Annotated in this window: 14 protein-coding genes; 7 read left to right on the top strand and 7 right to left on the bottom strand. The window is 49.5% G+C overall.

Annotated elements, in window-relative coordinates; all coding sequences use genetic code 11:
* Window positions 1–243: 243 nt before the first annotated feature.
* Window positions 244–1,254, bottom strand: coding sequence for an NAD(P)/FAD-dependent oxidoreductase (locus VK958_RS00770; RefSeq protein WP_325238347.1), 1,011 nt, complete (start codon window positions 1,252–1,254; stop codon window positions 244–246).
* A 103-nt stretch (window positions 1,255–1,357) separates the two neighbouring features.
* Entirely contained in the window at window positions 1,358–3,334 is a 1,977-nt protein-coding gene (locus tag VK958_RS00765; protein WP_325238346.1) for a cation:proton antiporter, read from the bottom strand.
* 230 nt (window positions 3,335–3,564) lie between these two features.
* Here VK958_RS00765 and VK958_RS00760 point away from each other — a divergent pair, with 230 nt between their 5' ends.
* From VK958_RS00760 to VK958_RS00740, 5 genes are read left to right on the top strand one after another with little or no spacing between them, the layout of a single operon-like run.
* Window positions 3,565–4,566, top strand: a complete 1,002-nt coding sequence (locus tag VK958_RS00760) for a KpsF/GutQ family sugar-phosphate isomerase (RefSeq protein WP_325238345.1) — start codon at window positions 3,565–3,567, stop codon at window positions 4,564–4,566.
* A 16-nt stretch (window positions 4,567–4,582) separates the two neighbouring features.
* A complete protein-coding gene (lptC, locus tag VK958_RS00755) occupies window positions 4,583–5,233 on the top strand; it encodes an LPS export ABC transporter periplasmic protein LptC (protein ID WP_325238344.1) in 651 nt (216 codons plus the stop codon).
* Window positions 5,234–5,248: 15 nt separating this feature from the next.
* Window positions 5,249–5,914, top strand: coding sequence for a lipopolysaccharide transport periplasmic protein LptA (lptA, locus tag VK958_RS00750; protein WP_325238343.1), 666 nt, complete (start codon window positions 5,249–5,251; stop codon window positions 5,912–5,914).
* Between the two features lie 11 nt (window positions 5,915–5,925).
* Window positions 5,926–6,672: an LPS export ABC transporter ATP-binding protein gene (gene lptB, locus VK958_RS00745; RefSeq protein ID WP_325238342.1), complete on the top strand. Its 747-nt coding sequence runs from the start codon at window positions 5,926–5,928 to the stop codon at window positions 6,670–6,672.
* A gap of 6 nt (window positions 6,673–6,678) precedes the next feature.
* Window positions 6,679–8,226, top strand: coding sequence for an RNA polymerase factor sigma-54 (locus VK958_RS00740; RefSeq protein ID WP_325238341.1), 1,548 nt, complete (start codon window positions 6,679–6,681; stop codon window positions 8,224–8,226).
* Between the two features lie 87 nt (window positions 8,227–8,313).
* On the opposite strand, the gene tyrS is transcribed toward VK958_RS00740, so the two are convergent.
* A complete protein-coding gene (gene tyrS / locus VK958_RS00735) occupies window positions 8,314–9,552 on the bottom strand; it encodes a tyrosine--tRNA ligase (RefSeq protein ID WP_325238340.1) in 1,239 nt (412 codons plus the stop codon).
* 129 nt (window positions 9,553–9,681) lie between these two features.
* Between tyrS and VK958_RS00730 the strand changes: the two genes are divergently transcribed.
* Both VK958_RS00730 and gltA read left to right on the top strand, forming a co-directional pair.
* On the top strand, window positions 9,682–10,809 hold the full coding sequence (locus VK958_RS00730; protein WP_325238339.1) for an anhydro-N-acetylmuramic acid kinase: 1,128 nt from the start codon (window positions 9,682–9,684) through the stop codon (window positions 10,807–10,809).
* 175 nt (window positions 10,810–10,984) lie between these two features.
* Window positions 10,985–12,274 carry a citrate synthase gene (gene gltA, locus VK958_RS00725; RefSeq protein WP_325238338.1) on the top strand — a complete coding sequence of 430 codons (1,290 nt, stop codon included), beginning with the start codon at window positions 10,985–10,987 and terminating at the stop codon, window positions 12,272–12,274.
* 67 nt (window positions 12,275–12,341) lie between these two features.
* On the opposite strand, the gene erpA is transcribed toward gltA, so the two are convergent.
* From erpA to argC, 4 genes are all read right to left on the bottom strand, one after another.
* Window positions 12,342–12,704, bottom strand: a complete 363-nt coding sequence (gene erpA / locus VK958_RS00720; RefSeq protein ID WP_325238349.1) for an iron-sulfur cluster insertion protein ErpA — start codon at window positions 12,702–12,704, stop codon at window positions 12,342–12,344.
* A gap of 51 nt (window positions 12,705–12,755) precedes the next feature.
* Window positions 12,756–13,151, bottom strand: a complete 396-nt coding sequence (locus tag VK958_RS00715) for a bactofilin family protein (protein ID WP_325238337.1) — start codon at window positions 13,149–13,151, stop codon at window positions 12,756–12,758.
* Window positions 13,152–13,230: 79 nt separating this feature from the next.
* Complete coding sequence (locus VK958_RS00710) at window positions 13,231–13,551, bottom strand: hypothetical protein (RefSeq protein ID WP_325238336.1); 321 nt, start codon at window positions 13,549–13,551, stop codon at window positions 13,231–13,233.
* A gap of 41 nt (window positions 13,552–13,592) precedes the next feature.
* On the bottom strand, window positions 13,593–14,639 hold the full coding sequence (gene argC / locus VK958_RS00705) for an N-acetyl-gamma-glutamyl-phosphate reductase (protein ID WP_325238335.1): 1,047 nt from the start codon (window positions 14,637–14,639) through the stop codon (window positions 13,593–13,595).
* Window positions 14,640–14,686 lie beyond the last annotated feature (47 nt).

The following is a 14,686-nucleotide window of genomic DNA, read 5'->3' as shown; positions in this document are numbered from 1 at the left end:
TTTTGGTTACTTGTTCTTTGGGCAAGCAAAGAAAAGTAACTCGCTGTGAAAGCGAAAAGCAATGGTGAATATCCAAAGAAATACCGATTAGAACCTACAGAAAGTTTAATGCCATCTCTTTAAATGAGTCAGAGCTAAATATTAACCTGGCCTGGATTCTGGTCTTCGCCAGAATGGCGACCCATCGCTGCGCTCACCATTTGCACACACATCTGCCGCTAAGCTATGCAGTTCAACACACTATCATGCAATCAACTCCACAATCCTACGTGCACACTCCGGTGCCATCGTCACCCCATACCGAAAATGACCGGTATTCAAATACAAATTCTCAATCTGCGGATGCCGTCCTATCATCGGGATATTATGCGGCGTTCCCGGCCGCAACCCACTCCAGTGTTTGATAATCGGCTGTCCACGCAATTCTGGCAATATTGCCTCTGCCTTCGCCTGCATTTCTAGCCGCATGCTCTCGGTCACACCTGTATCAAAACCGACATCCTCAAGGCTACTGCCAGCCAGCAAGTGGCCATCCGCACGTTGCAGCATATAAAAACCATTCCGGTAAACAATATGTGGCAACAAGCCAGGTTGCATTTGGTATAGCAGCATCTGTCCGCGCATGGGTTTGATATCCAGCGTGAGGGCAGTCTGTTTAAGCAACTCAAAGCTCCAGGCGCCTGAAGTGACTACGTAGGTATCCGCGTACAAGGTTTCACCTTCAGTAGTTTTCCAGCCACTGATAGGCAATTGCCCTTCTTGCAATGGCATTAAACGGGTTTGCTCACGTAACTTGACACCGTGTTTAATCAACCAGGCTTTCAGGGATTGCAAGAGGCGAGGATTACGGATTTGTATCACTTCAGGGATCAGCAGGTTTTCGCCATGTGCCTCTACTGCCAGGCCAAATTTGCTACACCATGCCAATGCCAGTTCGCGCTCAAAGGATGGCTGTATCAGCATGCCACTTCGCGTACATTCAGGATCAATCCCGGTCTCAGCGTACAGTTCGGCGCTGACTTCCGGGTAAGCTCTGGCACCGGCCAACGCCAGTTCATTGACAACATCCTGGTAAAACCAGGGTAGAAGCGGAAATGCAATGCCAGCACCGGCCCAGGAAGATTCTCCCGAAGTTTGCGCCGCAATAATATTGCGCTCGATCACCGTGACGTCATAGCCTTGCTTGCGCAATTGCATGGCAGTGAGGCAACCGACGATGCCACCACCTACGACTAAAACCGAAGTGTTTGCCATAAAGAGTTTTCAGGAAAAAACGAATGAATCCAGTTGTAAAAGCGAACGGGCAGCCAACTGTATACCGCTGGCTGCCTGTTTGGAGATCGGGCGTTGCGTTTTATTACGGTTTGCGGCCGGAAATCAAATAGACTTCCATGGCAATCAGGGCGGCATTACTTCCCAGCAGGACCAGCACATCACCTTCGTTCAGCACGATATCGGCGCGTGGAACTATCGGTTCCGGCATGTTGGGGCGGCGCAGCTGTTTAACCTCAACCGCAAAGTCTTCAAACGGAACATGGTCGAGCCGCAAGCCATGCGCGTAAAAATTTTTATACATTTCCACCGAATGCAGTTGTGGCAAAGAGGCGGTAGACGCATCGGCATCGCTGATACCGCGGAAATAGCCCTTGAACATCTTATAGCGCTCTTCCCGGAACAGGCGGATACGCTTCACCACCCTGTTCAACGGCACACCCAGGGTCACCAGTGCATGAGAGGCCAGCATCAGGCTGCCTTCCAGAATCTCCGGCACCACCTCGGCCGCACCGGCAGCGCGCAATTCATCCATCTCGCTGTCATCATGGGTACGCACGATCACCGGCAGATTAGGATGCCGCTCTTTGATCACATCCAGCACTTTCATGGACGCGCGCGTTTCTGCATAGCTGATGATGACGGCCTTGGCACGGCTCAACCCAGCTGCCTCCATCACTGAGCGCCTGCTGGCGTCACCATAAATCACGTTTTCACCGGCTGAAGCAGCTTCCTGCACGCGGCTTGCATCCATATCCAGTGCGACATAAGGAATATTCTCTTCGCGTAAAAAACGGCCCAGATATTGGCCACTACGGCCATAACCACAAATAATCACGTGGCCACTTAATTCCTGGCTATGCTCCTGGATGGTATCGACGCCTTTGATGCTATTGCGGGTATAACTTTTCACCAGATAACGCGCGATACGGCCGTTGTACTGAATAATAAATGGCGCCACCAGCATGGAAAGTATGGCCACTGATAACACCAGTTGCAGCGCCTCACCATCGATCAGGTGCGTTTGCAAACCCAGGGCCAGGATCACGAATGTGAATTCACCTGCCTGACCGAGGATGATGCCGGTACGCACGCCGACACCCATTTCAAACCCGTAAAATTTGGTCAGGAAAGCGATCAACGCTATCTTGAATAACAGGTATGCCGCCAGCAGCACCACAATCAAACCGGCATGTTCAAGAATAACCCTGACATCCAGCAGCATACCGACACTGATAAAGAACAGGCCGAGCAGAATATCGCGGAACGGCGCAATATCTGAATCCACCTGGTAGCGGAATTTGGTTTCTGAAATCAGCATACCGGCGACAAATGCCCCCAGCGCAAAGGATAAACCGGCGAAATTGGTCGCTGCCGACATGAGCAAGGTCACCATCAGCACATTTAATACAAACAGTTCACGTGAACGCTGTTTGGCTACCAGCTCAAACCAGAAGTTGAGGATATTTTTACCAAATTTGAATAACAGAAATAGCAGGACAGAAGATTTCAGCAATGTCAGGCCAAGCACATCCAGCCAGTTATCACTGTGCGCACCCAATGTTTGGATCAATACCAGAATCGGGATGACCGCCAGATCCTGGAAAAGCAATACCCCGATACTCAGGCGGCCATGGCGGGAACTGAGGTCCACACGTTCCATCAGGATTTTCGAAACGATGGCGGTGGATGACATGGTCAGTGCCGCACCAATAATAAAAGCAGTCGTCAGGCTTAATCCTGCCATCTTCCCTAGTACCAAGCTGACAACCAGCGTGAGAATCACTTGCCCGCCACCCAGGCCAAACAGGGTTTTTCGCATGGCATATAACTTCGGCAGGCTGAATTCCAGGCCTATGCTAAACATCAGGAACACAATCCCGAACTCTGCCACCTGGCGACCGGTTTCCTCATCTTCGAGCAGGCTTAATGCATGCGGACCGAGAACGATACCGATCATAAAGTACGCCAGTATGGCGGGCAGCCCCAATATACGGAACAAACCGACGGCGAATACCGAACTGGTGAGCAATAAAAGTAAATGGATTAGGGAGTCAAACATGCAAAAATTCTAAGCAACTAATTTAAAAAACTGATTTAAACCACAATGCTGATAGGCAGCGAATACGCCACTTGTAGTCGTTAATTTATTATAAAAACAGATTATGTCAGCTTAATTATGCTGCCATAAAACTTCGATTAATGCAAAAAATGTGCCTGATATTAAAAAAACGGTAAAAAAGCCTAGATTCGCTTTCTTGCCAGGGCCGTCACTTGCTATACTTGCTGACCATGAGTATAGCAAAATCAGGTGTCAAACTTGCTGAAAGTTCTGGCATCGTGGAAAAAGCGCGCAATGTGTTATTGCATGAAGCCGATGAGATCCGCCAATTGGCAGGAAGACTCGGTTCTGCGTTTGAATCCGCCGTGCATATGATCCTTGATTGCCATGGCCGGATAGTGGTTACCGGTATGGGAAAATCCGGCCATATCGGTGGCAAAATCGCAGCGACCTTTGCCAGCACGGGGACTCCTGCATTCTTTATGCATGCCGCTGAAGCCAGCCACGGGGACTTGGGCATGATTACCGCAGAAGATGTCGTGATCGCGCTTTCCAACTCGGGGGAAAGCGACGAAATCATCAATATATTGCCTGCTATCCGCCGCCTGGGCGCACGCATCCTCAGTATTACCGGAACCGAAGACTCTACATTGGCGCGCGAATCTGAAGTGCATCTGAGTGCGGCAGTCAGCCATGAAGCTTGTCCACTTGGGCTGGCGCCTACTGCCAGCACCACTGCCGCATTGGCATTGGGTGATGCACTGGCATTATGTGTGCTCGATCTGCGTGAATTCACTGCTGAAGATTTTGCCCGCTCGCATCCTGGTGGTAGCCTTGGCCGCCGGTTACTGGTCCGGATTAAAGATGTCATGCGCACCGGTGATGCCATCCCCTGTATCACTGAAAAGGCTACTGTGCACGAGGCAATCCAGGAGATTACCCGCAAAGGCATGGGCTTTACTGCGATTGTGAATAATGAACAAAAACCGACTGGTATATTCACCGACGGCGATTTAAGACGCTTGTTTGTGCTGGGACTCACCGATCACCAGGCCCCCATTTTAACCGTGATGAGCAAGCAACCCAGACTCCTTGGATCGCAGCAAATGGCCGTTGAAGCGGTTAGTCTGATGGAACAATACAGAATCAATGGTTTTCTGGCCGTGAATGAACAACAGCAATTGGTAGGTGCATTTAATATGCATGATTTGCTGAAGGCGAAAGTCGTTTAGGCACAGAGTCATACGCATGCTTAAATATCCGATTCTGCTACCTATTGGTTTGATGCTGTTTTTGGCATTGCTGACGTTTTGGATTAACCAAACGGTGCAAGAGCAAGCTGCGCGCGCGACTGGTTTAAATCGTCATGCGCCCGATTACATGCTGTATAACTTTGTAAGCACGCGTACAGATGCTACCGGTAAAACAAAATATGTGTTGGCTGCTTCACAGATGCGTCACTTCCCGGACAGCGATTACACTGAACTGGACAGGCCGCGCTTCACCCAGTTCGGGCAAGATGCGCCTTACACGCAGATCCATGGCCAGCGCGGCAAAATATCCGGCAATGGTCAGCTGGTGGAATTTGAAAAGCAGGTTAAAGTGATCCGCCAGGCCACTGCAGAAAAAGGTGAAATGCAAGTACTGACGGAGAAGTTATTTGTAGAGCCGGATACGGATATTGCCTATACCGACTTGCCCGTGACCATCCATCAAAAACCGGCCACGGTGATCACCGGTACCGGCATGCGTTTTGATAAAAAATCCGAAACCATGCAGTTATTTAACCGGGTGCATGTTCACTATGAGCGCGCGCCTGATGCAGCCGCCACAAAAGCGGTGGTCACACCAGCTAAAAATGCCGCCACGGGCAAAAATGCAAGCACTAAGAGTCGATGATTCTGGAGAGATGAGTTGAAAACCCACAAGCAATTATTTTATGTCAGCTGCCTGACGCTGGGCACGCTATTACCCTGGGCGGGCAACAGTTGGGCAGAAGAGTCTGATCGTGAGCAGCCGATTGAGCTGGAAGCAGACACTGTGAGCGTCAACGATGCAAAAAAAATCAGCGTCTACACCGGTAATGTCATCCTCAACCAGGGCACACTGCAAATCAAGGCCGACAAGATGGTAGTCCGCGAAGACCAGGATGGATTCCAGCATAGCACCTGTACCGGCACGCCTAATACGCCGACCACGTTCAAGCAAAAGCGCACCGGCAAGAATGAGTGGATGCAAGGCAGTGGTCAACGTATTGAATACAATGCCCGCATGGATAAAGTGCAACTGTATACCAATGCCTGGGTCAAACGTGGCGAAGATGTGATCACGGGTGACTACATCAGTTATGACGCCAATGCCGAATACGCTGAAGTGATCGGTGGTACCAAAGCGAATCCTAACGGTACCGCCAACAGCCGTGTTAAAGCCATCATTCAGCCAAAAAACAAAGCAACACCGCCAGTATTGGATAACAAATCCAACACCCAACAAGGGTTGCGGATGAATCGTTCGTTACAGTTAAGAACAGAACCAGTACCCGATGTACCTGAAAACGGATCCGAGAAAGAGTCACAGTAAAGACTGGCACTATGCAAACAACAGCTTCTCCAGACAATAGCCACCTGTGCGTCAGCCATTTAAAAAAGACCTACCAGGGTCGTACCGTCGTCAGGAACACCACGCTGGATTTGCACAGTGGTGAAGTGATTGGATTGCTGGGCCCGAATGGCGCAGGTAAAACCACCAGCTTTTACATGATCGTGGGCCTGGTGGCACTCGATGACGGCCGCATCACCCTGGATGGCACCGATGTCAGTCACGCGCCTATGCATGAACGTGCGCGCATGGGCCTTGCCTACCTGCCGCAAGAGGCCTCTATTTTTCGCAAAATGTCTGTGACCGATAACATTCTGTCTATCCTGGAAACCCGCCCATACACTGCTGAACAGCGTGAGGCCAAACTGGAATCGTTGCTGGATCAATTGCATATCCAGCATATCCGCAATAGCCAGGCAGTCAGCCTGTCAGGGGGTGAGCGCCGCCGGGTAGAGATTGCACGCTGCCTGGCCACTGACCCGAAATTTATTTTGCTGGATGAGCCATTTGCCGGGATTGACCCGATTGCTGTGATCGAGATCCAGAAAATTATCCGCTACCTGAGCAGCCAGAATATCGGTATTTTGATCACAGACCATAATGTCCGTGAAACGCTCGACATCTGTGACCGCGCCTATATCGTGAATGAAGGCGCCATATTTGCCGCGGGTACGCCTGATGAAATCATCCAGAACGAAGGTGTGCGTGAAGTCTATCTGGGCAAAAACTTTAGGCTGTAATTAGTGATGAAACAAAACCTGCAATTACGCATGTCGCAAAACCTGGCGCTGACGCCGCAGTTGCAGCAGTCTATCCGCCTGCTGCAATTGTCGACGCTGGAACTCAGCCAGGAGCTGGAAGCCATTTTGCAGGAAAATCCTTTGTTGGAAATGGCTGACAATGAAGAAGGCGAGTTTGAAGATAATACACCCGAAGCCCCGTTGCAGGCACAGGCCGAAGTTGAAGATGCCAGTTCATTTGACGTAGCTACCCAGCAGGATATTGCTTCTCCAGCTGATACTCTGCGCGAAGAATTGCGGGATGACCTCAGCGGTAACGAAGGCGAATTACCCAACCTCAACGAAGAATTCACACCGCCTGAATTTGAAGATGATTATGGCGAGTTCGGCAGCACCAGTAACTGGGATGAAGCTGGCCGTAACAATACCGATGATGAAGACGGCGACTTCTCGCGCCAGGATGCGAACAGCATCAGCCTGCGCGAGCACCTTATAGACCAGATTCAGCTGGCGCATTTGTCACACCGCGATATGAGCCTGGTCAAACTGTTGCTCGACAGTATCAATGATGACGGCTATCTCGAACAGGATCTGCAGGAGGTTGTTGAAAACCTGCCGCTGGAACTTGAAGTGGACTTGCTCGAATTGGAGACAGCCCTCAAGCTGATCCAGAATCTTGACCCGATAGGCATAGGCGCCCGCGATTTACGTGAATGCCTGTTATTGCAACTCAACGCCTTGCCAGTAGAAACGCCTTATCTGAAAACCGCCATCGCATTGGTGAAAGACCATCTGGCACTGCTGGCCAACAAAGATTTTGTGAAGCTGCGCAAACAATTGAGTTGCGATGAAGCTTCACTAAAAGGCGCGCAACAGCTAATCCGCCAGCAAAACCCGAGGCCGGGCAGCGAATTCTCCAATTTTAGTCACGATCATTTTATACAGCATGATGTGGTGGTCAAAAAGATTAAAGGTATCTGGGTAGCCACCTTGAATGACGGCGTGATCCCTAAACTGCGTATCAACCAGATGTATGCCGATATCCTCAAGCGCAATCGTGAGAGCTCCGGCCAGTACCTGCAAAGTCAAATGCAGGAAGCAAAATGGATGATCAAAAATATCCAGCAGCGGTTTTCAACAATATTGCGAGTTTCGCAAGCGATTGTGGATAGGCAGCGCAACTTTTTTGAACATGGTGATATTGCCATGCGCCCGCTGGTGTTACGTGAAATCGCTGAAGAACTCGAATTGCATGAAAGCACTATTTCAAGGGTGACTACGCATAAGTATATGCTCACACCGCGTGGCGTGTATGAACTCAAATACTTCTTCGGCAGTTCAGTGGCGACAGACGCCGGTGGCTCCTGCTCAGCGACCGCGATTCGTGCATTGATCAAACAAATGGTCGCCGAAGAAAACGTAAAAAAACCATTATCAGATAACCAGATTACTGACACCCTGGCCCAACAAGGCATTGTGGTAGCGCGCCGGACGATTGCCAAATACCGTGAATCACTGAGTATTCCGCCGGCGAACTTACGCAAGTCACTATGATATGCAGCGATATGCAGCCACTTGAATCTTGAATAAATAAAAACGGCCGCTCTTTTAGCGGCCGTTTTATTATTCAAGCAGTATCTATTATTTAACGGTTATTCTGGCGAACTTGCGTTTACCTACTTGCGCGACAACAACGCCTTTTGCCATTTGCTGGTTTTTGTCTTCTACTTTTACGCTATCCAGTTTCACGCCACCTTGCTGGATCGCCCGCATCGCTTCGCTAGTACTTTCTACCAGGCCAGCCAGTTTAAGCAACTGGCTGATACCTATGCTATCCCCATCGATAGGCACTTCAACTTCTGGAACATCGTCAGGAATACCGCCTTTTGCGCGCGTCTGGAAATCTGCCAGTGCTTTTTCTGCCGCTGCCTGACCGTGGAATCGGGCCACGATTTCCTGCGCGAAGCCTACTTTGATATCACGGGGATTTTCACCACTAGCAACTTGTGCTTTCCATGTGGCAATCGTCTCCAGCGAGGCAAAAGACAGCAAATCAATATAACGCCACATCAACGTGTCGGAGACAGACATGATCTTGGCAAAAATCAATTCTGGTGCCTCGCTGATACCAATATAATTGCCCAGTGATTTGGACATCTTGTTGACACCATCGAGGCCCTCCAGTAATGGCATCATCAGCACACATTGCTGCGCCATCCCAGCTTGTTTCTGCAACTCGCGACCCATCAGCAAATTAAACTTCTGATCCGTGCCACCCAACTCCAGGTCGGACTGCAAAGCCACAGAATCGTAGCCTTGCAATAACGGGTATAAGAACTCGTGGATGGCAATCGGCTGATTGCCTTTGAACCTTTTTGAAAAGTCATCGCGCTCCAGCATGCGCGCCACCGTATGGCTGGCAGCCAGCTTAATCATGCCAGCCGCGCCCAGCTCGCTCAACCATTTGGAGTTGAACACTATTTCTGTTTTAGCTGGATCCAGGATTTTGAATACTTGTTCTGAGTAAGTATCCGCATTTACCTTGACCTGCTCTACCGTAAGCGGTGGGCGGGTAGTGCTTTTACCAGTAGGGTCACCTATCATGCCGGTGAAGTCACCAATCAGGAATAAGATCTGGTGACCAAGATCCTGCAACTGGCGCAATTTATTGATAAGTACCGTATGGCCTAAATGCAGATCAGGCGCGGTTGGGTCAAAACCTGCCTTGATGCGCAGTGGCTTGCCGGTTTTGAGCTTTTCAACCAATTCTTGCTCGATCAGCAATTCATCCGCACCGCGTTTGATAATAGCCAGTGCTTTGGCAATCTCGGGGGAAATTTCCGTGCTGATCGCCTCGGCTGAAGGTTTTGAGTCTGTCATAAATACATTTCTGTCATGCTGTTAGCGAAGATACTTCTTAACAGCATGGTTTAAATTAAAGCGGCTATTTTAACGTAATCTGGTGCATTACTGTAGGCATATCCCGCGACGATGTTACTATGTGGGCCTATGATTTCACAGTCAGCAGTCCCCGATACGCGTTACTTTATTGGCATCATGTCAGGCACCAGCCTGGACGGTGTTGATGCGGCATTGGTCGCGCATACCGGTGATCGCTTTGAACAAGTTGACCAGGCATTTGTACCATATCCATCCGTCATCAAACGGGCATTGCTGGCGTTGCACCAACCTGCCATCAATGAACTGCATGATGCAGCACTGATGGCAAATAGTTTGGCCGAGCTCTACGCAGAGTCTGTATTAAAAATTTTGCAGCAAAGCCAATTGCCGGCATCATCAATTACAGCGATTGGCTGCCACGGGCAAACCATACGCCATTGCCCGGACCTGCCAGATGGCCAGGCTTATACCTTACAAATAGGTAACCATGCCCGGCTGGCAGAACTCACAAACATCACAGTAATAGGTGATTTCCGCAGCCGGGATATTGCAGCAGGCGGTCAGGGCGCACCTTTGGTACCGGCCTTTCACCAGGCGGTGTTTGCGAGCCTTACTAAAAACCGCGCTATTATCAACATCGGCGGCATTGCCAATATCTCGTGGTTACCAGTGGATGGACAAGTGACCGGATTCGATTCCGGCCCCGGCAATATGTTGCTCGATCAATGGACGCAACAACACACAGGTGAGGCTTTTGACGCCAATGGTGCCTGGTCTGCCAGCGGACAGGTAAATAGTGTTTTATTAGAAGCCATGCTGGCTGAACCCTATCTGGCGCAGGCTGCACCAAAAAGTACAGGACGGGATTTGTTTAACCAACAGTGGCTGGCGCAACATTTAAACGTGGTTGATGACCGCCCGGAAAATATCGCGCGAACCTTGCTGGAGCTTACAGCGCTTAGTATTGCCGATGCCATCAAACGCTTCTGCCCAGGCTTGGACGAAGCCTACGTCTGCGGTGGTGGTGCACACAATGGCTTGTTAATAGAGCGGTTATCAAGGTTGATGGGTTGCGTTATTGAACCCACCGACAAACTGGGTGTGGCGGTAGACTGGGTGGAAGCGGTGGCTTTTGCCTGGCTGGCGCAACGCTGTGTCGATGGCCTGACTAGCAACCTGCCAGCGGTCACCGGGGCACAAGGTCCGCGTATCCTCGGCGCCATTCATCCCGCCTAATCTACTTTGCTTTCACGCATGCAGTGCAAATGCACCACCATTAGGGATTAAACTGGTGCATGTTTTTATGGCATTTTCTGTGTTTTCACTGCCAATCTCCCGCCAAGTACGTTTTTTTAAGAGTTGATTGCGTATAATTTAACCTTAATCCCCGTCTATCCATTTTGAGTATGTTATGGCAACCAAAGCGACCATTTCTTTTGATAACGACACCCCCGCAATAGAACTCCCGATCCTGAAAGGTTCGCTAGGTACCGATGTCATCGATATCCGCAGCCTGGGCAAACATGGGATTTTTACTTATGACCCTGGGTTTATGTCTACGGCGGCGTGTGATTCAGGCATCACGTTCATTGATGGCGAAGAAGGCCTGTTGTACTACCGTGGTTACCCTATCGAAACCCTGGCTGAGAACTGTGACTTCCTGGAAGTCTCTCACTTGTTGCTGCATGGTGAGTTGCCAAATGCCACCCAAAGTGAAGAATATGTCGGTGCCATCCGCAAGAACAGCATGCTGCACGACCAGATGAGCAATGTATTCCGCGGATTCAGGCGCGATGCTCACCCAATGGCTGTGATGATTGCCGTCGTCGGTGCAATGGCAGCCTTTTACCCGGATAACAATGATGTGACCAACCCGGAATCACGCAAACGCGCTGCGATGCGCCTGCTGGCAAAAGTGCCGACCATCGCAGCCTGGAGCTATAAATACAATATCGGCCAGCCTTTTATGTACCCCAAGAACAATCTGGGCTACGCCGAAAACTTTATGCACATGATGTTTGCCACGCCCTGTGAAGAATATGTGCCCAATCCAATCCTGGCACGCGCGTTTGATCGTATTCTGATCCTGCATGCAGATCACGAACAAAATGCTTCCACCTCTACCGTGCGTCTGGTCGGCTCCAGTGGCGCCAATCCATTTGCGTGTATCGCGGCCGGGATTGCCTCGTTGTGGGGCCCTTCACACGGCGGCGCCAACGAAGCTACGCTGAACATGCTGGAAGAAATGGGTGACATCAGCCGTATTGGTGAGTTTATCAATCGTGCCAAAGATAAGACCGACAGCTTCCGCCTCATGGGTTTCGGCCATCGTATCTACCGCAATATGGATCCGCGTGCTTCTATCATGCGAAAAACCTGCCATGAGGTATTGAATGAATTAGGGTTACAGGATGACCCCATGTTCAAACTGGCGATGGAGCTGGAGAAAATTGCATTGGAAGACGAATACTTCGTTTCCCGCAAACTGTATCCTAACGTCGATTTTTATAGCGGTATCGTCATGCGCGCGATGGGGATTCCTAACTCCATGTTCACCGCGATTTTTGCATTGGCCCGTACAGCCGGCTGGATTTCACAATGGTGTGAGATGAATGCGGATCCGGAACAGAAAATCGGCCGCCCACGTCAACTCTACGTAGGTGAAACACGCCGCGAATTTATACCCCTGCATCAACGCTGATTTTTAAGCTTGCTGAAAAACAAAAAACGCCGGAAATACCGGCGTTTTTTGTTGCGCAATGCCTAGGTCAAACCGAGAAAGAGCTACCACAACCACAAGTCGTCGTCGCATTCGGGTTACGGATCACGAACTGGGAACCTTGAAGGCTATCAGTGTAATCAATTTCAGCGCCTGCCAGATATTGCAGGCTCATCGGATCAATCAGCAAGGTGACGCCATCTTTATCCACTTGCGTGTCGTCGTCATTCACCTCTTCTTCAAAGGTAAAGCCGTATTGGAAGCCGGAACAACCACCACCGCTAACAAATACACGCAGCTTCAGGTCAGGCGAGCCTTCCTCATCAATCAGTTCTTTCACTTTTTTGGCTGCATTGTCGGTGAATACCAAAGGGGTTGGCATTTCAATATCAATCAAAGCTTCTGCGGTCATCATAGACTCCTGTCAAACTCTAAAAACAATATGGTGGCGAAATAAACTATTTCAAGTCAATTCGGGCACAGCCACTTCAGGTGGCTGCTCACCGAGATAAATCAACTTGCCTTCGATTACTGCACCGGTATGCATTTCAAGGGACTTGTAATACAAATCACCCACAATACGTGCCTTGCTTTGCAATTCTATAAATACTGAGGACTTCACCGGCCCGCGGATAATCCCGTTCAATACAATCTTTGAAGCTTCGACTGCCCCGGTAACAGCACCATTCTCACTGATAATAAGCGTGCTGGGGTGCTCTCGTTTCTCAATCAGGTTTCCGGCTATCTGACCATCTACACGCAAACCACCAGCGAAGTGCATATTGCCTTGTATTTGTGTCTCGTGACCGACCAATGTATCAATATGGCTGTCGATATGAACGCTTTTTTTGAAAAACATGGCATTTCCTGTTCCGAATCAATTATTTTGAATGCTTGCTCACTTCTAAAAGCTCATACAAGCAACATTATGCTCAAACTTAGCGCTTGGTTATTTTTTTGTAAAATACCAATTCTTCTTTCAGTTTAATGTTTTCATCCTGCTGCGCCGTCAGTGTTTTTGCAAGATTATTGCTGGTAGCCAGCTCTACCTGCAACTCACGCTGCGAGGCAATTAACTTTTTCTGAAACTCAATATTTTCCGACGTTACCTGGCGCAAGCGCTCGCGAACATACTCACTATTGTCATCATGCAATGCCCAGTAAGCCAATGCAAAGCCAAGCAGCAAGTTGATCACAGCCAATGTGCCCTGGAAATACCAAGGCCGGTGTGAACGTACTGCAACTTGCTTGGCTGTCAATCCAAAATGGTTTCTGAGTCTTCTGCGTATAGGTCGTATCATTATGGCAATAATGGCAACACTTGCAAACCTGTATCTGATGCCAATCCAAACATGATATTCATATTCTGAACTGCCTGGCCTGATGCGCCTTTCACCAGATTATCTTGCACGACAACGATTGTCACATAATCATTATCCTGCGGATATAAAGCTATCCGTAAAAAATTAGAGCCACGTACTGAACGGGTTTCAGGCAAAGCGCCTGCAGGCATGACATCGACAAAGTAATCATCGCTATAATGCTGCTCATATATTTGTTGTAATGCTTGTTTGGTGCCCTCGGCATTCACTTTCACATGCAGAGTAGTCAACATACCACGAATCATCGGAATCAGATGAGGTACAAAGATGAAGTTGACCGCATTGTTGCCCGAGAGTTTCTTCAATTGCGCCAGAATTTCGGGGTGATGGCGATGCCCGGCAACACCGTACGCTCTCATGTTATCACTGGCTTCAGAGAATAAAGTGCTGACTTCGGCTTTCCTGCCGGCACCCGACACACCAGATTTAGCATCTGCAATAATCGGGGATGAAAAATCTATCCAGCCATTTTCGAGTAAAGGTGCCAAGCCTAGTAAAACGGTCGTTGGATAGCAGCCTGGATTACCGATCACTTGCGCCTGTGCGACCTCATCTGAATACAACTCCGGCAGGCCATAGACCGCCTGTTTCAATATATCGGTGCAACTATGCGGCAGTTTGTACCATTTTTCGAACTCTGCTGCATCTTGCAGCCGGAAGTCCGCCGCCAGATCAATCACCTTCACACCGGCAGCAACTAGTTCGGGCGCCTGGCTCATTGCCACGCCATGCGGCGTGGCAAAAAATACGACATCGCATTGGGTTAAATCAATGGTTGCTGGATCACTGAAAGCCAAATCGACGACGCCACGCAAACTTGGAAACATATCAGCCACTGGCAAGCCAGCGTCACCACGTGAGGTAATGACCTGCAATTGCGCCTGTGGATGCCGTGCAAGCAAACGCAATAACTCCACACCTGTATATCCGGTGCCACCGACAATGCCGACTTTGATCTTTTCCATAGACTTCAACCAAACTTGCGATTCATGTAGAGAAAAATAAAACAATA

The organism is Methylophilus sp. (assembly GCF_035460085.1).
Lineage (GTDB): Bacteria > Pseudomonadota > Gammaproteobacteria > Burkholderiales > Methylophilaceae > Methylophilus.
This window is presented reverse-complemented; position numbering and strand designations above follow the sequence as displayed.

Bases quoted from the DNA above. Each gene is read 5' to 3' on its own strand.
- lptB (WP_325238342.1), top strand. From the start codon at position 5,926: ATGCAAACAACAGCTTCTCCAGACAATAGCCACCTGTGCGTCAGCCAT.
- tyrS (WP_325238340.1), bottom strand. From the start codon at position 9,552: ATGACAGACTCAAAACCTTCAGCCGAGGCGATCAGCACGGAAATTTCC.
- VK958_RS00740 (WP_325238341.1), top strand. From the start codon at position 6,679: ATGAAACAAAACCTGCAATTACGCATGTCGCAAAACCTGGCGCTGACG.
- argC (WP_325238335.1), bottom strand. From the start codon at position 14,639: ATGGAAAAGATCAAAGTCGGCATTGTCGGTGGCACCGGATATACAGGT.
- VK958_RS00730 (WP_325238339.1), top strand. From the start codon at position 9,682: ATGATTTCACAGTCAGCAGTCCCCGATACGCGTTACTTTATTGGCATC.
- VK958_RS00760 (WP_325238345.1), top strand. From the start codon at position 3,565: ATGAGTATAGCAAAATCAGGTGTCAAACTTGCTGAAAGTTCTGGCATC.
- VK958_RS00770 (WP_325238347.1), bottom strand. From the start codon at position 1,254: ATGGCAAACACTTCGGTTTTAGTCGTAGGTGGTGGCATCGTCGGTTGC.
- VK958_RS00715 (WP_325238337.1), bottom strand. From the start codon at position 13,151: ATGTTTTTCAAAAAAAGCGTTCATATCGACAGCCATATTGATACATTG.
- VK958_RS00765 (WP_325238346.1), bottom strand. From the start codon at position 3,334: ATGTTTGACTCCCTAATCCATTTACTTTTATTGCTCACCAGTTCGGTA.
- erpA (WP_325238349.1), bottom strand. From the start codon at position 12,704: ATGACCGCAGAAGCTTTGATTGATATTGAAATGCCAACCCCTTTGGTA.
- gltA (WP_325238338.1), top strand. From the start codon at position 10,985: ATGGCAACCAAAGCGACCATTTCTTTTGATAACGACACCCCCGCAATA.
- lptC (WP_325238344.1), top strand. From the start codon at position 4,583: ATGCTTAAATATCCGATTCTGCTACCTATTGGTTTGATGCTGTTTTTG.